A 20,804-nucleotide genomic window follows, 5' to 3' on the forward strand; every position below is an offset into this window, starting at 1 on the left:
ACAACGAGGGGGACGCACGATGACGGCCGAGCTGGTCCGTGGGCAGAACCACCCGCTGCCGCAGACCCGTTTGGAGATCCGGATCTCGGCGGGCAATCCGATCGTGGCCGGGGCGACACTCGGGGATGAGCGGGGCACGGTGCGGGGCGCCGAGTGGGTCGCGCACCCCGCCTCGCCCCAGCTGCCCGGCGTCGAAGTGTCCAAGCAGGCGGCGGCCGACCACCGGCTCGCCGTCGACCTCGACGCGCTGCCCGAGGGCGTCCACCGGGTGCATGTGCTGCTCGCCCTGGTGAGCGGGTCCGGCGGCCCGGCCCGGTTCGGTGCCATGGCCGCGCCGTCCGTCGCCGTCACCGGCCTCGACGGCACCGGGGTGGCCGGTTACACCATCACCGACCTGGACGCGGAGTCCGCGGTGATCGCCCTGGAGCTGTACCGCAGGCAGGGCGTCTGGAAGGTGCGGGCGGTGGGCCAGGGGTACGCGGGCGGGCTGGCCGAGATGCTGCGGGACCAGGGGCTGCCCCAGGCCGCCGAGCTGGCCGCCGAGATCAACGACGCGGTGGCGCGCGGCATGGCCCGTTCGGTGGCCCAGCCCCCGCCGCGTGCTGCCGGGGACGACGGCCGGGTGCGGACGGCCACGGCGGGTGCCGGGCCCGCACCGGACGCCCCGCCCCCGGCCCGGCCACAGACCCGGCCGCAGCCGCAGCCCCAGCCACAGGCCCAGGCGGGGCCCCAGGCCGCCGCGCAGCCACCGTCCCCGGCGGGGGACACGGCCCCGGGCGGCCGGGTCGACTACCAGCACCCCCGGCGCCGTACCGCCGCGCCGCCCACGCCCCCGCCCACCGCGCCGCCCGCCCCGCCCGGACAGCCCGCGCGGCCCGTCGCGGGTGACGCCTCCGGCTGGACCATGGACGAGCGGCTCTACAACCAGGTCTGGGGCATGTTCGAGGACCTGGCCCGCACCGCGGCCGCCTATCGCAGCGCCGTCGACTTCGCCGAATCCCGGATGGAGCAGGAGCTGGACAAGGTGCTCTCCGATCCGCGTACCCGGGTCGGCCCCGCGGCCGACGCCGCCCGTGCGCAGGCCCGCGCCAAGCAGGCCGGTCTGGTCGAGCAGGCCCGGGCCGCCCTCGACCGTGACCTGGCGCAGCTGGTCGCCGAGTCCGAGGTGGTCGAGCCCGCGCTGCCGCCCGCGTACGCCCGATGGGACAGCCCGGTCTGGCAGGGCTACCAGGTGCCGATGGAGATCCCGATGGCACTGCGCCTGGGCGATCTGCACCTTCCGGAGCGCACCGAGCTGCGCATCCCCATGCTGGTGCGGCTGCCGCTGGAGCGCGGTCTGTGGATCGACGCGGGGCGCACCGGCTCGGCCCGCGGGGCGCTGCTGGACTCCGGTGAGCTGCGCAGGCTGGCCGCCGAGACGGCGGTGACGCACGCGGCGCGGCTGCTGGCGGTGTATCCGGTGGACGAGTTCGCGGTGCAGGTGATCGACCCGGCGGGCTCGGCCGCGACCTCGCTGGCGCCGCTGCTGGCGTCCGGTGCGCTGCGTGAGCCGCCCGCGGCCGGGGCGGCGGGGGTGTCCCAGGTGCTCGCCGCGCTGACCCGGCGCGTCGACCTGGTGCAGATGGCGATCCGCAGCGGGGCCACCGACGCGCTGCCGCCCGATCTGGACCTCGCCCAGCAGCTGCTGATCGTCCACGACTTCCCGCACGGCTTCGACGACCGGGCCGTGACCCAGCTGCGCTATCTCGCGGACGAGGGGCCCTCGGCCGGGGTGCATCTGATGATGGTCGCCGACCGCGAGGACGCGCAGGTCTACGGGCCGGTGCTGGACCCGCTGTGGCGCTCGCTGCTGCGGATCACTCCGGTCGCCGACGATCACCTCGCCGATCCCTGGGTCGGCCACGCCTGGACGTACGAGCCGTCGCTGGTCCCGGCCGGCAGCGACGTGTTGCGGCAGGTGCTGGATCAGGTGGGGCGGGCCCGGCAGGCGTACGGACGCTGATCCTGAAGATCGTCTACGTCCGATCGAAGATCACCAAGCGTCCGTCACCCCGTCAAAAGCCAGCCTGAGCTGGGCATTTGCCTTTCTCTTTACTCTTTCATGGGTTTTCCTGTACTCTTCTTTACGCGGAGGGGAGTACTCCTTAGCGGTGTTCCCGTCACCACGGGTCGCGCCCGAGCACCTTGAGTCGGGTCGGGCGCGATCCCGGGGCACCGGTCCGTGGCGCGAGCCCGGGCGGAAGAGACCTCCGGCAGCGACGACGCTGAAATTGCCGTACGAATGCCGGAGGATCCGTGGACGTTTCCGTGGCCATGTGGGGGCTGACGATTGTCGGTCTCTGCGCCCTTATCGCCGTCGACTTCTTCATCGGCGGCCGCAAGCCGCACGAGGTCTCCCTCAAGGAGGCCGGTATCTGGACCACCGTCTGGATGGCCCTCGCCGGGCTCTTCGGTCTGGGGCTGCTGGTCTTCGCGGGTGGCCAGCCCTCAGGCGAGTTCTTCGCGGGCTTCATCACCGAGAAGTCGCTGAGCGTCGACAACCTCTTCGTCTTCGTCCTGATCATGGCGAAGTTCTCGGTGCCGACGATCTACCAGCAGCGGGTGCTGATGGTGGGTGTGCTGATCGCGCTGGTGCTGCGCGCGGTCTTCATCGCCGCCGGTGCCGCGATCATCGCGAACTTCGCCTGGGTCTTCTACATCTTCGGCGCGTTCCTCATCTGGACCGCATGGAAGCTCATCCAGGAGGCCCGCGCCGGTGAGGAGGAAGAGGAGTTCGAGGAGAACCGCCTGCTCAAGGCGGTCGAGAAGCGCTTCCCGTCCACCGACCAGTACCACGGCACCAAGCTGTTCATCATGGAGAACGGCAAGCGGCTGATGACGCCGATGCTGATCGTCATGCTGGCGATCGGCACCACGGACGTCCTCTTCGCGCTGGACTCCATACCCGCGATCTTCGGCCTGACCCAGGATCCGTACATCGTGTTCACCGCCAACGCCTTCGCGCTGATGGGTTTGCGCCAGCTGTACTTCCTGATCGGCGGGCTGCTGAAGAAGCTGGTCCACCTGTCGTACGGGCTGTCGGTCATCCTCGGCTTCATCGGCGTCAAGCTGGTGCTGCACGCCCTGCACGAGTCCGGGGTGCACGTCCCGCAGATCTCCATACCGGTGTCGCTGGGTGTGATCTGCGCGGTGCTCGCGATCACGACGATCACCAGCCTCTACGCCTCGAAGAAGCAGGCGCTGGCGGAGGCGGAGGCCGAGGAGGGCCGGGCCCGGGACAGGGACGGCGCCGACGTCTGACGCCCGCCCCTACGGCCGACCGTCCGCTTGCCGGATGGTCGGCCGTAGGCGTCGTGGTGCGGGCGCGGAGGGGGTGCTGCCAGCCGGTGCTACCAGCCGCGCTTGCGCCATTCGGCGAGGTGCGGGCGCTCGGCGCCGAGGGTGGTGTCGTCGCCGTGGCCGGGGTAGACCCAGGTCTCGTCCGGGAGCCGGTCGAAGAGCTTGGTCTCGACGTCGTTGATCAGGCTCTCGAACGCCTCGGGGTCCTTCCAGGTGTTGCCGACGCCGCCCGGGAAGAGGCAGTCGCCGGTGAACACGTGCGGATGGCCGTGCGGGTCGTCGTAGACCAGGGCGATGCTGCCCGGGGTGTGGCCCACCAGATGGCGGGCGGTCAGCTCGACCCGGCCGACTCGCACCGTGTCGCCGTCATCGACCGCCACATCGGTGGGGACCGGGATGCCCTCGGCGTCGTACCGGCCCGCCAGGGTGCGGGCGCCGGTGGCGTCCACCACCTCGCGCAGCGCGTTCCAGTGGTCCTGGTGGCGGTGGGTGGTGACGACGGACGCGATGCCGCTCTCGCCGATCAGTGACAGCAGGGTGTGCGGATCGGCGGCCGCGTCGATCAGCAGCTGCTCGTCGGTGGCCCGGCAGCGCAGCAGATACGCGTTGTTGTTCATGGGGCCGACCGCGACCTTCGAGATCATCAGATCGGGCAGTTCGTGCACGTCCGCCGGTCCGCCGACCGTCACCACTCCGCTGTAGGTCATGACCTCACCCTAGCGTCGGGAGGCCGGGCGGCGTGGGCTCGGGGGCGAGGCGACGGGCGGGGAATACCAGGGGCGTGATGCGCCGTTTTATCCCGTAGCACCCGCCACACGATCGGGTGAACCAGGCACGCTGGTCCCGCAAATCGAATGTGCGTGCTATAGGCTCGGTGTGCTGCATCCTTAAGACATCGCCGTGGCGCCCCCATACCCTGGGTCGGGGGCTTCGCTCCGCTCCGTCCTGTCCGTCGGGAGGGGACTCGGGAGCGGGCCCGGCGCACCCACCTCTTCTCAAGAAAGGTGCCGACCGGCGTGGCCGACCGTCTCATCGTCCGTGGGGCTCGCGAGCACAACCTCAAGAACGTCTCGCTCGACCTCCCTCGCGACTCCCTCATCGTCTTCACCGGGCTGTCCGGGTCGGGCAAGTCGTCCCTCGCGTTCGACACGATCTTCGCCGAGGGCCAGCGCCGCTACGTCGAGTCGCTCTCCTCCTACGCCCGGCAGTTCCTGGGCCAGATGGACAAGCCCGATGTGGACTTCATCGAGGGCCTGTCCCCGGCGGTGTCGATCGACCAGAAGTCGACGTCCCGCAACCCGCGCTCGACCGTCGGCACCATCACCGAGGTCTACGACTACCTCCGGCTGCTGTTCGCGCGCATCGGCAAGCCGCACTGCCCGGAGTGCGGGCGCCCGATCGCCCGCCAGTCGCCGCAGGCGATCGTGGACCGGGTGCTGGAGCTGCCCGAGGGCAGCCGCTTCCAGGTGCTCTCCCCGCTGGTGCGCGAGCGCAAGGGGGAGTTCGTCGATCTCTTCTCCGATCTGCAGACCAAGGGCTACAGCCGGGCCCGGGTGGACGGCACGACGATCCAGCTGTCCGACCCGCCGAAGCTGAAGAAGCAGGAGAAGCACACCATCGAGGTGGTCGTGGACCGCCTCACCGTCAAGGACAGCGCCAAGCGGCGGCTGACCGACTCGGTGGAGACCGCGCTCGGCCTCTCCGGCGGCATGATCATCCTGGACTTCGTGGATCTCGACGAGGACGATCCGCAGCGCGAGCGGATGTTCTCCGAGCACCTCTACTGCCCGTACGACGACCTGTCCTTCGAGGAGCTGGAGCCGCGCTCCTTCTCCTTCAACTCGCCGTTCGGCGCCTGCCCGGAGTGCACCGGGATCGGCACCCGGATGGAGGTCGACCCGGAGCTGATCGTTCCGGACGAGGAGAAGTCGCTGGACGAGGGCGCCATCCACCCCTGGTCCCACGGTCACACCAAGGACTACTTCGGGCGGCTGGTCGGCGCGCTCGCCGACGCGCTCGGCTTCCGCACGGACATCCCCTGGGCCGGGCTTCCGCAGCGGGCCAAGAAGGCCCTGCTGAACGGGCACCGCACCCAGATCGACGTCCGCTACCGCAATCGCTACGGCCGCCAGCGCGCGTACACCACCGCGTTCGAGGGCGCGGTACCGTTCGTCAAGCGGCGCCACTCGGAGGCGGAGAGCGACAGCAGCCGGGAGCGGTTCGAGGGTTATATGCGCGAGGTGCCCTGCCCCACGTGTGAGGGCACCCGCCTCAAGCCGATCGTCCTCGCGGTCACCGTGCAGGAGCGGTCCATCGCGGACGTCTCCGCGATGTCGATCAGCGAATGCGCCGAGTTCTTGCGGAACATGGAGCTGACCGCCCGCGAGAAGACCATCGCCGAGCGCGTCCTCAAGGAGGTCAACGAGCGACTGCGGTTCCTGGTCGACGTCGGCCTGGACTATCTCTCGCTCAACCGGGCGGCGGGCACGCTGTCCGGCGGTGAGGCCCAGCGCATCCGGCTGGCCACCCAGATCGGCTCCGGTCTGGTGGGGGTGCTGTACGTGCTGGACGAGCCGTCGATCGGCCTGCACCAGCGCGACAACCACCGGCTGATCGAGACGCTGGTGCGGCTGCGCGACCTGGGCAACACCCTGATCGTCGTGGAGCACGACGAGGACACCATCAAGACCTCGGACTGGGTGGTGGACATCGGCCCGGGCGCGGGTGAGCACGGCGGCAAGGTGGTGCACAGCGGGCCGCTGAGCGAGCTGCTGGTCAACGAGGAGTCGGCGACCGGCCACTATCTGTCGGGCAAGAAGGTCATCCCGCTGCCGCGGGCACGGCGGCCCATGGACCAGTCGCGCCGGCTGACGGTGCACGGCGCCCGGGAGAACAACCTCCAGGACATCGATGTGTCCTTCCCGCTCGGCGTGCTCACCGCCGTCACCGGCGTCTCCGGGTCCGGGAAGTCCACGCTGGTCAACGACATCCTCTACACCCATCTGGCCCGCGAGCTGAACGGGGCGAAGACCGTCCCCGGGCGGCACACCCGGGTCGCCGGGGACGACCTGGTCGACAAGGTGGTCCATGTCGATCAGTCGCCCATCGGCCGTACGCCGCGGTCCAACCCGGCCACGTACACCGGGGTCTTCGATCATGTGCGCAAGCTGTTCGCCGAGACGATGGAGGCGAAGGTGCGCGGCTATATGCCCGGGCGCTTCTCCTTCAACGTCAAGGGCGGCCGCTGCGAGAACTGCTCCGGTGACGGCACCATCAAGATCGAGATGAACTTCCTGCCGGATGTGTATGTGCCGTGCGAGGTCTGCCACGGCGCGCGCTACAACCGGGAGACCCTGGAGGTGCACTACAAGGGCAAGTCCATCGCCGAGGTGCTGGACATGCCCATCGAGGAGGCGCTGGACTTCTTCGAAGCGGTGCCGACGATCGCCCGCCACCTGCGCACCCTCAACGAGGTCGGCCTGGGGTATGTGCGGCTCGGCCAGCCCGCGCCGACCCTCTCCGGTGGTGAGGCGCAGCGGGTCAAGCTGGCGAGCGAGCTGCAGAAGCGGTCCACCGGGCGGACGGTCTACGTGCTGGACGAGCCGACCACCGGTCTGCACTTCGAGGACATCAACAAGCTGATCAACGTGCTGTCCGGACTGGTCGACAAGGGCAACACCGTGATCGTCATCGAGCACAACCTCGATGTGATCAAGACGGCGGACTGGGTCGTCGACATGGGCCCGGAGGGCGGCAGCGGCGGCGGTCTGGTCATCGCCGAGGGCACCCCGGAGGAGGTGGCCTCGATTCCGACCAGCCACACCGGAAAGTTCCTGCGGGACATGCTGGGCGACCGGGTGAGCGACGCGACGGTGCCGGCGGCCCGCACGGGCGGCGGCACGAAGGCGGCCGCCAAGAAGGCCCCCGCCAAGGCGGCGGCCAAGAAGACCGCCGCGAAGAAGGCCGCGGCCAACAAGACCGCCGCGAAGAAGACGGTGGCCAAGAAGTCCGCCTCGAAGCGGACAGCCGGTAAGTAACGCCGCGGTGCGCCGCGCCCGGGTCCGGGCGCGGCGCACCGCGTGCTGACATGCTTACGCCAGCTCAGCGGCGTACGGCGGCTCGGCGCCCGCCCGGGAGCAGGTGATCGCGGCGGCCCGGGCGGCGAAGCCCAGGACGTCCCGCCAGGCCGCCTCGCCCAGCTTGGCCACCGCTGGCGCCGACAGCGCGTCATGCGCCGCCAGCCGGTGCAGCAGCGCGGCGTTCACGGTGTCGCCCGCCCCGATGGTGTCCACGATCTCCACCCGCTCCCCGGGCACGGCCCAGCGGGATCCGTCCTGGCACAGCACGCTCAGCCCGTCCCCGCCCCGGGTGCAGACCACGGCCGCCGGTCCGGCCGCCGCCCACTCCCGTATCGCCGCCTCGACGGCCTCGTCGGACTCCGCCGGGGCGTCCCCGGAACCGGCCAGCCAGCGCGCGTCCTCGACCGACAGCTTGAGCAGCCCGACATACGGCAGCCAGCCGCGGAAGCGGGCCCGGTAGGCGTCCGCGTCGGGGATGAGCCCGGTGCGGACGTTGGGGTCGAGCGCGGTGAAGACGCCGCGCCCGGCCTCGCGCCGCAGCAGCGCCTCGTACGCGCTCGCGCCCGGCTCCAGCACCAGCGAACAGGTCCCCAGCGACAGCGCGGTGGTCCCCTCGGGCAGGGCCGGAGGCAGCTCGAAGAGCCGGTCCGCGGTGCCCTGCACATAGAAGCCGAAGCCCGCCGACCCGTCGGCGCCGATCGACGCGACGGCGAGGGTGGTGGGCTCCGGCCCGCGCTGCACCAGGGCGGTGTCCACCCCGTCCTGGTGCAGCCGGGACAGCAGCGCCTCGCCGAAGCCGTCCGTGGAGACCCGTGAGCAGAACGCGGTCGGCACGCCGAGCCGCCCCAGCGCCATCGCGGTGTTGTAGGGGCCGCCGCCGCGTGCGGGACGCAGCGCGGGCAGCTCGTCGCCCGTCGCGGCGGGGGCCGCGCGATCGGGCACGAGATCGATCAGGGCTTCTCCGGCGACGACGATCACGAGACGGGGTCCTTTCCAGGTGCTGGGCGGTCGGCGGGTTCGGGCGCGGTTTCGGGGGCGCAGCCGCAGGATGTGCGGTGGACGAAGGCACAGGGCAGCCGCACGGTGCGCGGCGGCCGCTCCGGATGCTCCAGCCGGTCCAGCAGCAGCCGGACCGCGGTGCTGCCGATCTCCCGGCTGGGCTGGGAGATCGCGGTGAGCCCCGGGGAGAAGACATCGGCCCAGGAGAAGTCGTCGAAGCAGACGAGCGCCAGATCGCCCGGCACGGTGCGGCCCGCCGCGCGCAGGGCGCGCAGCGCGCCGATCGTCATCGCGTTGTTGGCGGTGACGATCGCGGTGGGCGGCTCGTCGGAGGCCAGCAGCCGGTGGGTGGCGTCCTCCGCGCCGCGCGCCTCGGAGTGGCCGTCCGCCAGCAGCCCGGGGTCGAACGGCAGCCCGCTGTGGTGCAGTCCGGTGCGGTAGCCGTCGATCCGCTCGAACGTGGTGCTCAGCCCCGGCAGACCCGCGACCAGGCCGATGCGGGTGTGGCCCAGCTCGGCGAGGTGGCGCACCAGCTGTTCGAGGTGGAACGCGTTCTCGGCGCCGACCTGGTCGTACGGATGGTCGTGCCCGTCGCCGATCAGCCGGTCGAGGAAGACGCACGGGACCCCGTGCCGGGTCAGATAGCCGATCAGCTCGGCGGGCTCGGCGGACGGCGCGACGATCACTCCGTCCACCCGCCGCTCATGGAGCAGCTGGACGACCTTCCGCTCATGGGCCGGGTCGTCGTGCGGATCGGCGATCAGCAGGCTGTAGCCGTGTTCGAGGGCGCTGGACTCGACGCCCTGCAGGATCTCGGTGAAGTACGGATTGCTGATCGCCGAGACGGCCAGCCCGATCGAGCGGGTGCGGGCGGTGACGAGGGAGCGGGCGAGCGTGTTGGGGGTGTAGCCGAGGTCGTCGATGGCGTCCAGGACGGCCCGGCGGGTGTCCGGGCGCACCCGGCGGGTCTCGTTGAGTACGTGCGAGACGGTGGCCACGGAGACGCCCGCGCGCCGGGCCACATCGACCATGGTCGCCATCCGCCCGCCCCTCTCCTCGGTGTGCTGCTCTTCTCGGCGTGCTGCGGGAACGTGAAGGAAGGTATCGCACCGGCGAGCGCGCGTAAACGCTTACGCAAACGTTTACGCGAGCCCTGGATCCGCCCGCGAACGGACCGATCCGTACCGGTATCGTCGTATGGCAGCACCATCCCGTACCGCCCTGCCCCGTGGAGCCCCCATGACCAGCCAGCCCGCCTCCCGACGAACCGTGCTGTGCGGAGCGGCGCTGGCCGGAGCCGCCGGGCTCGGGGCGGCGGCCTGCTCACCGACGGGATCGGGCAAGAAGGCGTCCCCGACTCCCACCGCCCCCGTCGAGCTCGGCGCGGCCGACGCCGTCCCGGCCGGTGGCGCGAAGATCTACCGCGAGGACCGGGTGGTCGTCTCCCGGACCGCCGGGGGCCGCTACACCGCGTTCAGCGCGGTCTGCACCCACCGGGGCTGCGTCGTGGACGCCGTCGAGGACGGAAAGATCAGCTGCCCCTGCCACGGCAGCGTCTTCGACGCCCGCACCGGCAAGGTCCTCCAGGGGCCCGCCACCGCCCCGCTGCCGTCCGTGCCGGTCAGGACGAAGGGCGGAAAGCTCATCGCGGGGCCGGAGGCCTGAGACCCCGGAACTGTCACCGCCCGCAAGTAGGGTGGTGACCATGGCCGACCCGAGCAGCTACCGCCCCAAGCCGGGACAGATCCCCGAGTCGCCGGGGGTCTACAAGTTCCGTGATGAGCACGGCCGGGTGATCTATGTCGGAAAGGCGAAGAGCCTGCGCCAGCGGCTCTCCTCGTACTTCCAGGACCTGGCGAACCTTCACCCGCGCACCCGGACCATGGTCACCACCGCCGCCGCCGTCGAGTGGACCGTGGTCTCCACCGAGGTGGAGGCGCTGCAGCTCGAGTATTCGTGGATCAAGGAGTTCGATCCCCGGTTCAACGTCAAGTACCGCGACGACAAGAGCTATCCGTCGCTCGCCGTGACCCTCAACGAGGAGTTCCCCCGGGTCCAGGTCATGCGCGGCCCCAAGAAGAAGGGCGTGCGCTACTTCGGTCCGTACGCACATGCCTGGGCGATCCGCGAGACCGTCGACCTGATGCTGCGGGTCTTCCCCGTGCGCACCTGCTCCGCCGGGGTGTTCAAGCGCTCCGCCCAGATCGGCCGCCCCTGTCTGCTCGGCTACATCGGCAAGTGCTCGGCCCCCTGCGTCGGCCGGGTCAGCGCCGAGGAGCACCGCGAACTCGCCGAGGAGTTCTGCGACTTCATGGCCGGTCGCACCGGCACCTACATCCGCCGCCTCGAGCAGCGGATGCGGGAGGCCGCGGAGGAGATGGAGTACGAGAGGGCCGCCCGGCTGCGCGACGACATAGGGGCGCTCAAGCGCGCCATGGAGAAGAACGCGGTCGTCCTCGCCGACGCGACCGACGCCGACCTGATAGCGGTCGCCGAGGACGAGCTGGAGGCCGCCGTCCAGATCTTCCACGTCCGCGGCGGCCGGGTGCGCGGCCAGCGCGGCTGGGTCACCGACAAGGTCGAGGCCGTCGACACGGCCGACCTGGTCGAGCACGCCCTGCAGCAGCTGTACGGGGAGGAGTGGGGCGACGCCGTGCCCAAGGAGGTCCTGGTGCCCGCCGTACCGGACCCGGCCGAGCCGGTCGCCCAGTGGCTCGGTGAGCGCCGGGGCTCCCGGGTCGATCTGCGCATCCCGCAGCGCGGCGACAAGAAGGACCTGATGGCGACGGTCCAGCGCAACGCCCAGCAGGCGCTGGCGCTGCACAAGACCAAGCGCGCTTCCGACCTCACCACCCGCTCCCGTGCCCTGGAGGAGATCGCCGAGGCGCTCGGCCTGGACTCGGCACCGCTGCGCATCGAGTGCTTCGACATCTCCCATCTCCAGGGCGATGACGTGGTGGCGTCCATGGTGGTCTTCGAAGACGGGCTGGCGCGGAAGAGCGAGTACCGCCGCTTCCAGATCAAGAGCTTCGCGGGGCAGGACGACGTCCGCTCCATGCACGAGGTCGTCGGCCGCCGCTTCCGCCGCTATCTGCAGGAGAAGCAGAAGACGGGGGAGTGGGAGGAGACCGTGGAGCCCGCCCAGGACGTTCCCGTGGAGCCCGCCCAGCAGGCCCCCGTGGAGCCCGGCCAGCAGGTCCCCGGCGAGCCCCTCCGGCAGGCCCCCGCCGAGCCCGACGAGGCCGTGGAGGGCGGGGGCAATCCCCTCGACGACGACGGCCGGCCCAAGCGGTTCGCGTATCCGCCCCAGCTCGTCGTGGTCGACGGCGGGCAGCCGCAGGTGGCCGCCGCCAAGCGGGCGCTGGACGAGCTGGGCGTCGACGACGTGGCCGTCTGCGGCCTCGCCAAGCGGCTGGAAGAGGTCTGGCTGCCCGACGACGACGACCCGGTGGTGCTGCCCCGCAGCAGCGAGGGGCTGTATCTGCTGCAGCGGGTCCGCGACGAGGCCCACCGGTTCGCCATCACCTACCAGCGCAGCAAGCGCGCCAAGTCGCTGAAGGCCGGGCCGCTGGACTCCGTACCCGGCCTCGGCGACAGCCGTAAGCAGGCCCTGCTCAAGCATTTCGGCTCCGTCAAGCGGTTGCGCGCCGCCACGGTCGAGCAGATATGCGAGGTGCCGGGCGTGGGCCGGAAGACGGCCGAGACGGTCGCGGCGGCGCTCGCCGGGGCGGCTCCGGCCGCGCCCGCGGTGAACACCGCCACAGGAGAGATCATTGAGGACGAGGCCGCAGCGTCGGCGCCGTCCGCGAACCGGGGGACGAGATCATGACAGAGCACGAGATCCACGGAGACGGAGCGCAGGTGAATACGGGCACGACGGGAGAGTCCGCCGAGGCGGCAGCCATTCCCGAGCTGGTGATCATCTCTGGCATGTCCGGCGCGGGCCGCAGTACCGCCGCCAAATGTCTGGAGGACCTCGGCTGGTTCGTGGTGGACAACCTGCCGCCCGCGCTGATCCCCACCATGGTGGACCTCGGCGCCCGCTCCCAGGGCAACGTGGCCCGCATCGCGGTGGTGGTGGACGTCCGCGGCCGCCGCTTCTTCGACAACCTCCGCGAATCCCTCGCGGACCTGGCCGCCAAGAACGTCAAGCGGCGCGTGCTGTTCCTGGAGGCGTCCGACGAGGCCCTGGTGCGCCGCTTCGAGTCGGTGCGCCGCCCGCACCCGCTGCAGGGCGACGGGCGGATCGTGGACGGCATCGCGGCCGAGCGCGATCTGCTGCGCGAGCTGCGCGGCGACGCCGATCTGGTGATCGACACCTCCAGCCTCAACGTGCACGAGCTGCGCGCCAAGATGGACGCCCAGTTCGCCGGCGAGGAGGAGCCGGAGCTGCGCGCCACCGTCATGTCCTTCGGCTACAAGTACGGGCTGCCCGTCGACGCCGACCTGGTGGTGGACTGCCGCTTCCTGCCCAACCCGCACTGGGTGCCCGAGCTGCGCCCCTTCACCGGGCTCAACGAGGAGGTGTCGGGCTATGTCTTCAACCAGCCCGGCGCCAAGGAGTTCCTGGACCGCTATGCCGAGCTGCTGCAGCTGATCGCCGCGGGCTACCGCCGCGAGGGCAAGCGCTATGTGACGATCGCCGTCGGCTGCACCGGCGGTAAGCACCGCAGCGTCGCGATGTCCGAGCGGCTGGCCGCCCGGCTCGGCGCCGAAGGGGTCGAGACCGTCATCGTCCACCGTGACATGGGGCGCGAGTGACGATCCGTAACGGGCGGCTGCGGCGGCTCGTCGGGGCCCGTACGGGCCGCAGCGCCCAGCCCAAGGTGGTCGCGCTCGGCGGCGGCATGGGCCTGTCCGCCTCGCTCGCCGCGCTGCGCCGGATCACCGGTGATCTGACCGCCGTGGTCACGGTGGCCGACGACGGCGGCTCCAGCGGGCGGCTGCGGGACGAGCTGGGGGTGCTGCCGCCCGGCGATCTGCGCAAGGCGCTGGCGGCCCTGTGCGGCGACGACGACTGGGGCCAGACGTGGGCCCGGGTCATCCAGCACCGTTTCATCAGCGAGGGGGAGCTGCACGGACACGCCGTCGGCAATGTGCTGATCGTCGCCCTGTGGGAGCAGCTGGGCGACCATGTGGCCGCGCTCGACCTGGTCGGCAAGCTGCTGGGCGCGCACGGCCGGGTGCTGCCGATGTCGGCGGTGCCGCTGGAGCTGCAGGCGTACGTCAAGGGCCATGACCCGGCGCGCCCGGACGAGGTGTCGACGGTCGCCGGGCAGGCCACGGTCGCCCTCACCCGCGGCGAGGTGCAGTCGGTGCACCTGGTGCCGAACGACCCGCCGGCGGTCCCCGAGGCGGTCGAGGCGGTGATGGACGCGGACTGGGTGGTGCTGGGCCCCGGCTCCTGGTTCTCCTCCGTCATCCCGCATCTCCTGGTGCCCGATCTGCTGCGGGCGCTCACCGACACCAAGGCCCGTCGGGTGCTCTCGCTGAATCTCGCGCCGCAGCCCGGCGAAACCGATGGCTTCTCTCCGCAGCGTCATTTGGAGGTTTTGGCCCGACACGCCCCTAAACTCGCCTTCGACGTGGTGCTGGCCGACGAGGCCGCCGTCCCCGACCAGAGCAGTCTGTGCGATGCCGCGAAGCGACTGGGCGGCACGGTCGAGCTGGCGCCGGTGGCCGCGACCGACGGTTCCCCGAAGCACGACCCGGAGCTTCTGGCGGCCGCGTACGACCGTATTTTTCGGATGCATGGAAGGATCGGCCCATGGCGATGACGGCAGCGGTGAAGGACGAAATCTCCCGGCTCCCCGTCACCCGCACCTGCTGCCGGAAAGCGGAGGTCTCGGCGATCCTGCGGTTCGCGGGCGGCCTGCACCTGGTGAGCGGGCGCATCGTGATCGAGGCGGAGCTGGATACGGGCATCGCGGCCCGCAGGGTCCGCAAGGACATCCTGGAGATCTTCGGGCACTCATCCGATCTGGTGGTGATGGCCCCGGGGGGCTTGCGCCGCGGCAGTCGGTACGTGGTGCGGGTGGTGGCGGGCGGTGATCAGCTGGCCCGCCAGACCGGTCTGGTCGACGGCCGCGGCCGGCCGATCCGCGGGCTGCCGCCGCAGGTCGTCTCCGGTGCCACCTGTGACGCCGAGGCCGCCTGGCGCGGGGCCTTCCTCGCCCACGGCTCGCTCACCGAGCCCGGCCGCTCGTCCTCCCTGGAGGTGACCTGCCCCGGTCCGGAGGCCGCGCTGGCGCTGGTCGGCGCCGCCCGCCGGCTGCAGATCGCCGCGAAGGCGCGCGAGGTGCGCGGAGTGGACCGGGTCGTCGTCCGGGACGGTGATGCCATCGGCGCGCTGTTGACGCGGCTGGGGGCGCACGAGTCGGTGCTCGCCTGGGAGGAGCGGCGGATGCGCCGCGAGGTGCGGGCCACCGCCAACCGGCTGGCCAACTTCGACGACGCCAATCTGCGCCGCTCGGCGCGGGCCGCCGTCGCCGCGGGCGCGCGGGTGCAGCGCGCGCTGGAGATCCTGGGCGAGGAGGTGCCCGAGCACCTGGCCGCGGCCGGGCGGCTGCGCATGGAGCACAAGCAGGCCTCGCTGGAGGAGCTGGGCGCGCTGGCCGACCCGCCGCTGACCAAGGACGCCGTCGCCGGCCGTATCCGCAGACTGCTCGCCATGGCCGACAAGCGGGCCCAGGACCTGGGCATTCCGGGTACGGAGTCGACCCTGACCGACGAGATGGCCGAGGGCATGGTCGGCTGACCGGCCGCCGCGTCCCACGCCCCGCGCCCCACACCCCGCGTCCCGCGCCTCACGCCCCCGGTTCCCCGTGCGGAGCCGGGGGCGCGGTGCGTACAGATGGTCACATTGTCGGATCATCGCCGCGAGCCGCTGTTGACATGGTCATGGGCCGACATGAGGCTTATGCGTCGCTGCACCCACACGTCGGAACGACAGTCAGGGGGGCTTATGAAGAGACGCACGGCGAGATCGATCCTCGCGGCGAGCGCACTGTTACTGGGGGGACTGGCCGCCACACCCGCCGCCCACGCACAACCGGCGCCCGGCACCGCCGGCGAGGCGCTGTCCGTATGGACCGCCCAGGTCACCCGGGCCCAGGTCCCGCTGCTGCTGAGGGCGGGCGTGGACGGGACGGAGCTCGGCAGGCAGGTGCCCGGGAAGGGCACCCGGGCCGTCGAGCTGTATCTGACCGGCGCTCAGGCCGCCGCCCTGCGCGGCCAGGGCGTCACGCTCACCGAGAAGAAGCTCTCGCAGCGGACCCTGGGCCGCGTCGAGGCCGCGGGCGACGGCGTCTTCCGCCCGTACAGCGGCGACGGAGGGCTCCAGCGGGAGATCGTCGAAACCGGCCGGGCCCACCCCGGTCTCACCAAGGTGGTCAGCATCGGCAAGACCACCCAGGGCAAGGACATCCTCGCGCTCAAGCTCACCAAGGGCGCCGCCAAGAGCCGGGACGGCAGCAAGCCGTCGGTGCTGTACATGTCCAACCAGCACGCCCGTGAGTGGATCACCCCGGAGATGACCCGGCGGCTGATGCACTACTACCTGGACCGCTACGGCAAGGACGACCGCGTCACCCGGATCGTGGACCGCACCGAGCTGTGGTTCGTCCTCTCGGCCAACCCGGACGGGTACGACTACACCTTCAAGGGGCCCGAGACCCGGCAGTGGCGCAAGAACCTGCGGGACAACAACGGCGACGGCAGGATCACCCCGGGCGACGGCGTCGACCCCAACCGCAACTTCCCCTACAAGTGGGGCTACGACAACGAGGGCTCGTCCGCCGACCCGGCCGACGAGACCTACCGCGGCCCCGCCCCCGGTTCCGAGCCCGAGACCAAGGCGCTGGACCGCTTCGAAAAGCGCATCGGCTTCGCGTACGGCATCAACTACCACTCGGCCGCCGAACTGCTGCTCTACGGCGTCGGCTGGCAGGTCGCCACCCCCACCCCCGACGACGTGCTCTACAAGGCGCTCGCCGGTACCCCCGAGCACTCCGCGATCCCCGGCTACCACCCGCAGGTGTCCTCGGAGCTGTACACCACCAACGGCGAGGCCGACGGCCACGCGGCCAACGTCAACGGGATGATGATGTTCACCCCGGAGATGTCGACCTGTCAGACCGCGTCCAATGCCGACCCCGACGACGCCTGGCAGCCGCGCGACTGCGCGTCCGTCTTCACCTTCCCCGACGACGAGAAGCTGATCCAGCAGGAGTTCGCCAAGAACATCCCCTTCGCGCTCTCGGTCGCCGAGACCGCCCGGCACCCCGACCAGCCGTCGTCCCCGGTCGGCATGACCGCGCCCGACTTCACCCCGGACGCCTTCACCACCTCCTACGCCCGCGGCGCCGCCCAGGACGTCGCCGTCACCGCCCGCAAGAGCGTGCGTGGCAAGAGGCTCAACTACCGGGTGAACGGCGGCCGTACCCACACCGCGTCCCTGCGGCCCTGGAAGGGCGGTGAGACCTACGGCGGCGAGGACAACCTCCGCTTCGACCAGTACCGGGCCGCGGTCAGGGGCGCGGACCCCGGCGACACGGTGAAGGTCTGGTTCACCGGCCGCACGAAGGACGGCGAGCGGACCGCGAGCGAGCCGTTCACCTACACCGTCGCCGAGCGGCCCCGCGCCGACACCCTGGTGATCGCCGAGGAGGGCGGCGACGCCCCGGCCCGGCACACCGCCGCGTACACCGGCGCGCTCGCCCGGAACGGCGTCAAGGCGGCCGTCTGGGACGTCGCGACCAGGGGAGCGCCGTCCGCGCTCGGGGTGCTCGGTCACTTCAGGACCGTGCTCTGGTACACCGGCGCCGGGAAGCCCGGCGGCGCCACCCTGCTCGCGGTGCGCGACTTCCTCAACGAGGGCGGCAAGCTGATCACCACGGGTGAGCAGGCGGGCGGCAGCTCCGTGGTGGGCCCGGCCGACACCGATGACTTCAGCCAGTACTACCTGGGCGCCGACGGCCGCATCACGGTGCAGTCGCCGCCCGCGTACCAGGGCGGCGGGGCGCTCGACGGCGCCTCGGCGGCGCTCGGCGACGCGCCCGGCAACCCCCTGGACGCCGCGGGCGCGTACACCGTGACCTCCGAGGTGCTGCCGCCGAAGGACTTCCCGCAGTTCGACAGCGCGGGCGCGGGCGCGTACTCCGGCGCACGCTCCCCGTACCAGCCGTACGAGGGCGAGTGGATGGCCGCCGCCGTCCACCGGAACAGCTCCTGGATGCGGCTGTCCCGCACCGTCGACCTGACCGGGGTGAGCGCCGCGGACAAGCCGGGCCTGACCTTCCGGCTCAGCTACGACACCGAGCCCGGATACGACCATGTGATCGCCGAGGCGCACACCGCGGGCGCGGACGACTGGACCACGCTGCCCGACGCGAACGGCGGCGGCTCGGACCGGGTCCCGGCCGAATGCGAGGCGGGCTTCCTGCTGACCACGCACCCGTTCCTGAAGCACTACCTGACCGCCGCCGACGACGGCTGCCGGGCGAGCGGCGGCACGGGCGCCTGGAACAGCTTCACAGGCTCCTCCGGCGGCTGGCAGCCGGTCTCCCTGGACCTCAGCCGCTACGCGGGCAAGAAGGTCGAACTGGCCCTCTCCTACGTCACCGATTCGAGTACCGGCGGCCGCGGCGCGTTCGTCGACGGCACCGCGCTCGTCATCGGCGGCGACACGCGGGACGGCGAGGGCTTCGAGACCGCGCTCGGCCCCTGGTCGGTGCCGGGTCCGCCGGAGGGCAGCCCCGGCAACGCGGCGGACTGGACGCGGTCCAAGGAGCTGTTCCGCGCCGCGGCCGCGGTCACCACCCGGGACACCGTGCTGCTCGGCTTCGGCCTGGAACACGTCCGCGACGCCGACCAGCGGGCGAAGCTCGTGGGGAGCGCGCTGCGTGCGCTGCGCCGTTGACAGAGTGTGACGAATCGTGACTGAATCGGTGGCCCATGCCCCTTTCCGGGGGTCTTTGGGCCACCGACGCCAATGTCACGGACGTTCCGTGATAGCGGTAGGGTCGGAGGCGGTCGGGGACATCCCATACAGCTCGCCGGCGTCCAGACCGGCACACCAACGAGGAGATCGGTTCGTGACGATCCGCGTAGGCATCAACGGCTTTGGCCGCATCGGTCGCAACTATTTCCGCGCGCTCCTGGAGCAGGGCGCGGACATCGAGATCGTCGGTGTCAACGACCTGACCGACAATGCCACCCTGGTGCACCTGCTGAAGTACGACACCATCCTCGGACGGCTGAAGCACGAGGTCAGCCACACCGAGGACACCATCACGGTGGGCAACCAGACCTTCAAGACCATGGCCGAGCGTGACCCGGCCGCCCTTCCGTGGGGAGAGCTGGGGGCCGACATCGTCGTCGAGTCCACCGGCATCTTCACCAAGCGTGACGACGCGGCCAAGCACCTGGCCGCGGGCGCCAAGAAGGTCCTGATCTCCGCGCCCGCCAAGGACGAGGACATCACGATCGTGATGGGCGTCAACAACGACAAGTACGACGCGGCCCAGCACCACGTCATCTCCAACGCCTCCTGCACCACGAACTGTGTGGCGCCGATGGCCAAGGTCCTCGACGAGAGCTTCGGCATCGTCAAGGGCATGATGACGACGGTCCACGCGTACACCAACGACCAGCGCATCCTGGACTTCCCGCACAAGGACCTGCGCCGCGCCCGCGCCGCCGCGGAGAACATCATCCCGACCTCCACCGGTGCCGCCAAGGCCACCGCGCTGGTCCTGCCGCAGCTGAAGGGCAAGCTGGACGGCATCGCGATGCGCGTCCCGGTCCCGACCGGCTCGGTCACCGACCTGGTGCTGGAGCTGGACCGCGAGGTCACCAAGGACGAGGTCAACACCGCCTTCCAGAAGGCCGCCCAGGGTCAGCTCAAGGGCGTCCTGGAGTACACCGAGGACCCGATCGTCTCCTCGGACATCGTCAACTGGCCGGCGTCCTGCACCTTCGACTCCTCCCTGACCATGGTCCAGGGCAAGCAGGTCAAGGTCGTCGGCTGGTACGACAACGAGTGGGGCTACTCCAACCGCCTCGTCGACCTGACCGTCTTCGTCGGCGGCAAGCTCTGACCCTGCCGCAACGAGCGAGGAACGGGGCCCGCTACGGCACACGTCGTAACGGGCCCCGTGCCATGATCAAGGAGTCACTCTGTGAAGACGATTGACGATCTCCAGGTCGACGGGAAGCGGATCTTCGTCCGCGCCGACCTCAATGTCCCGCTCGACGGCGAGACGATCACCGACGACGGCCGGATCCGCGCCGTCGCGCCGACCATCGCCACGCTCCTGGAGCGGGGCGCCAAGGTGGTCGTCGCCTCGCACCTCGGCCGCCCCGAGGGCGAGCCCGACCCGCGGTTCTCGCTCGCCCCGGTCGCCAAGCGGCTCGGCGAACTCCTCGGCAAGCAGGTCGCGTTCGCGACGGACACCGTGGACGACAGCGCCCGGACCGCCGTCGGCGGGCTCGCCGCGGGCGAGGTCGCGCTGCTGGAGAACCTGCGCTTCAACGCCGGTGAGACGAGCAAGGACGACGCCGAGCGCGGCGCGTTCGCCGATCGGCTCGCCGCCCTCGCCGACCTCTACGTGGGCGACGGCTTCGGCGCGGTGCACCGCAAGCACGCCTCCGTGTACGACCTCCCGGCGCGGCTGCCGCACGCCGCGGGCGGGCTGATCGCCACCGAGGTCGGCGTCCTCAAGAAGCTCACCGAGGACGTCCAGCGGCCGTACGCGGTGGTCCTCGGCGGCGCCAAGGTCTCCGACAAGCTCGGCGTCATCGACCACCTGCTGGAGAAGGCCGACCGCATCCTGATCGGCGGCGGCATGGCGTACACCTTCCTCAAGGCCCAGGGCCACGAGGTCGGCAAGTCGCTGCTCCAGGAGGACCAGGTTCCGGTCGTCCGGGACTACCTGCGGCGGGCGGAGGAGCGCGGCGTGGAGTTCGTGTTGCCGGTCGACGTCCTCGCGGCGGACGGCTTCCCGGACCTCAAGACCAAGGCTCCGGCGCATCCGCAGGTCGTCTCCGCGGACGCCATCCCGGCCGATCTGGAGGGGCTGGACATCGGTCCGGACACCCGCAAGCTGTACGCCTCGAAGCTCGCCGACACGGCCACCGTCTTCTGGAACGGCCCGATGGGCGTCTTCGAGCACCCCGACTACGCCGACGGCACCAAGGCCGTGGCCCAGGCGCTCCTCGACAGCCCGGCCTTCACCGTGGTGGGCGGCGGCGACTCCGCCGCGGCCGTCCGCATCCTGGGCTTCGACGAGTCCGCTTTCGGCCATATCTCGACCGGCGGCGGTGCAAGCCTCGAATACCTCGAGGGCAAGACGCTCCCCGGCCTCGCCGCACTGGAGGACTGAACAA

At 71.2% G+C, this 20,804-nt stretch carries 14 protein-coding genes; 11 read left to right on the forward strand and 3 right to left on the reverse strand.

Features of this window, described 5'->3' with window-relative positions; translation table 11 throughout:
- Positions 1 to 19: 19 nt before the first annotated feature.
- Together ACFZCY_RS08380 and ACFZCY_RS08385 are read left to right on the forward strand one after the other, a co-directional pair.
- On the forward strand, positions 20 to 2,002 hold the full coding sequence (locus ACFZCY_RS08380; protein WP_391170213.1) for a TerD family protein: 1,983 nt from the start codon (positions 20 to 22) through the stop codon (positions 2,000 to 2,002).
- Positions 2,003 to 2,295: 293 nt separating this feature from the next.
- On the forward strand, positions 2,296 to 3,300 hold the full coding sequence (locus ACFZCY_RS08385) for a TerC/Alx family metal homeostasis membrane protein (protein WP_391170214.1): 1,005 nt from the start codon (positions 2,296 to 2,298) through the stop codon (positions 3,298 to 3,300).
- Positions 3,301 to 3,389: 89 nt separating this feature from the next.
- Here ACFZCY_RS08385 and ACFZCY_RS08390 read toward each other — a convergent pair whose 3' ends face one another.
- Positions 3,390 to 4,046, reverse strand: a complete 657-nt coding sequence (locus ACFZCY_RS08390; RefSeq protein WP_391170215.1) for an MBL fold metallo-hydrolase — start codon at positions 4,044 to 4,046, stop codon at positions 3,390 to 3,392.
- Positions 4,047 to 4,355: 309 nt separating this feature from the next.
- Between ACFZCY_RS08390 and uvrA the strand changes: the two genes are divergently transcribed.
- Positions 4,356 to 7,376: an excinuclease ABC subunit UvrA gene (uvrA, locus tag ACFZCY_RS08395; protein ID WP_391170216.1), complete on the forward strand. Its 3,021-nt coding sequence runs from the start codon at positions 4,356 to 4,358 to the stop codon at positions 7,374 to 7,376.
- 54 nt (positions 7,377 to 7,430) lie between these two features.
- Here uvrA and ACFZCY_RS08400 read toward each other — a convergent pair whose 3' ends face one another.
- Together ACFZCY_RS08400 and ACFZCY_RS08405 are read right to left on the reverse strand one after the other, a co-directional pair.
- On the reverse strand, positions 7,431 to 8,396 hold the full coding sequence (locus ACFZCY_RS08400; RefSeq protein WP_391170217.1) for a PfkB family carbohydrate kinase: 966 nt from the start codon (positions 8,394 to 8,396) through the stop codon (positions 7,431 to 7,433).
- Positions 8,393 to 9,457, reverse strand: a complete 1,065-nt coding sequence (locus ACFZCY_RS08405; RefSeq protein ID WP_391170218.1) for a substrate-binding domain-containing protein — start codon at positions 9,455 to 9,457, stop codon at positions 8,393 to 8,395. Before ACFZCY_RS08405 ends, ACFZCY_RS08400 begins: the two co-directional genes overlap by 4 nt.
- 199 nt (positions 9,458 to 9,656) lie before the next feature.
- Here ACFZCY_RS08405 and ACFZCY_RS08410 point away from each other — a divergent pair, with 199 nt between their 5' ends.
- From ACFZCY_RS08410 to ACFZCY_RS08445, 8 genes are all read left to right on the forward strand, one after another.
- Positions 9,657 to 10,082 (forward strand): Rieske 2Fe-2S domain-containing protein, encoded by a 426-nt coding sequence (locus ACFZCY_RS08410; RefSeq protein WP_391170219.1) that lies wholly within the window; start codon positions 9,657 to 9,659, stop codon positions 10,080 to 10,082.
- A gap of 40 nt (positions 10,083 to 10,122) precedes the next feature.
- A complete protein-coding gene (gene uvrC, locus ACFZCY_RS08415) occupies positions 10,123 to 12,246 on the forward strand; it encodes an excinuclease ABC subunit UvrC (protein WP_391170220.1) in 2,124 nt (707 codons plus the stop codon).
- Positions 12,243 to 13,178, forward strand: coding sequence for an RNase adapter RapZ (rapZ, locus tag ACFZCY_RS08420; RefSeq protein WP_199831033.1), 936 nt, complete (start codon positions 12,243 to 12,245; stop codon positions 13,176 to 13,178). The genes uvrC and rapZ overlap by 4 nt, the downstream gene beginning before the upstream one ends.
- On the forward strand, positions 13,175 to 14,194 hold the full coding sequence (gene yvcK / locus ACFZCY_RS08425) for a uridine diphosphate-N-acetylglucosamine-binding protein YvcK (protein WP_391170221.1): 1,020 nt from the start codon (positions 13,175 to 13,177) through the stop codon (positions 14,192 to 14,194). The genes rapZ and yvcK overlap by 4 nt, the downstream gene beginning before the upstream one ends.
- The gene (whiA, locus tag ACFZCY_RS08430; protein ID WP_055554275.1) at positions 14,185 to 15,174 is read left to right on the forward strand and encodes a DNA-binding protein WhiA; all 990 of its coding nucleotides are present in this window, start codon (positions 14,185 to 14,187) and stop codon (positions 15,172 to 15,174) included. Before yvcK ends, whiA begins: the two co-directional genes overlap by 10 nt.
- Before the next feature lie 207 nt (positions 15,175 to 15,381).
- On the forward strand, positions 15,382 to 18,336 hold the full coding sequence (locus tag ACFZCY_RS08435) for a M14 family zinc carboxypeptidase (RefSeq protein ID WP_391170222.1): 2,955 nt from the start codon (positions 15,382 to 15,384) through the stop codon (positions 18,334 to 18,336).
- Positions 18,337 to 18,511: 175 nt separating this feature from the next.
- On the forward strand, positions 18,512 to 19,516 hold the full coding sequence (gap, locus tag ACFZCY_RS08440; RefSeq protein ID WP_391170223.1) for a type I glyceraldehyde-3-phosphate dehydrogenase: 1,005 nt from the start codon (positions 18,512 to 18,514) through the stop codon (positions 19,514 to 19,516).
- 81 nt (positions 19,517 to 19,597) lie between these two features.
- Positions 19,598 to 20,800, forward strand: a complete 1,203-nt coding sequence (locus tag ACFZCY_RS08445) for a phosphoglycerate kinase (protein WP_391170224.1) — start codon at positions 19,598 to 19,600, stop codon at positions 20,798 to 20,800.
- Positions 20,801 to 20,804: the final 4 nt, after the last annotated feature.

The sequence above is a fragment of the Streptomyces sp. NPDC007983 genome (assembly GCF_042958345.1).
Taxonomy (GTDB): domain Bacteria; phylum Actinomycetota; class Actinomycetes; order Streptomycetales; family Streptomycetaceae; genus Streptomyces.

What these genes read in the sequence shown, in the direction of transcription:
- ACFZCY_RS08435 (WP_391170222.1), top strand. Translation starts at nt 15,382, where the DNA reads ATGAAGAGACGCACGGCGAGATCGATCCTCGCGGCGAGCGCACTGTTA.
- uvrC (WP_391170220.1), top strand. Translation starts at nt 10,123, where the DNA reads ATGGCCGACCCGAGCAGCTACCGCCCCAAGCCGGGACAGATCCCCGAG.
- whiA (WP_055554275.1), top strand. Translation starts at nt 14,185, where the DNA reads ATGGCGATGACGGCAGCGGTGAAGGACGAAATCTCCCGGCTCCCCGTC.
- ACFZCY_RS08410 (WP_391170219.1), top strand. Translation starts at nt 9,657, where the DNA reads ATGACCAGCCAGCCCGCCTCCCGACGAACCGTGCTGTGCGGAGCGGCG.
- rapZ (WP_199831033.1), top strand. Translation starts at nt 12,243, where the DNA reads ATGACAGAGCACGAGATCCACGGAGACGGAGCGCAGGTGAATACGGGC.
- ACFZCY_RS08390 (WP_391170215.1), bottom strand. Translation starts at nt 4,046, where the DNA reads ATGACCTACAGCGGAGTGGTGACGGTCGGCGGACCGGCGGACGTGCAC.
- ACFZCY_RS08380 (WP_391170213.1), top strand. Translation starts at nt 20, where the DNA reads ATGACGGCCGAGCTGGTCCGTGGGCAGAACCACCCGCTGCCGCAGACC.
- ACFZCY_RS08405 (WP_391170218.1), bottom strand. Translation starts at nt 9,457, where the DNA reads ATGGCGACCATGGTCGATGTGGCCCGGCGCGCGGGCGTCTCCGTGGCC.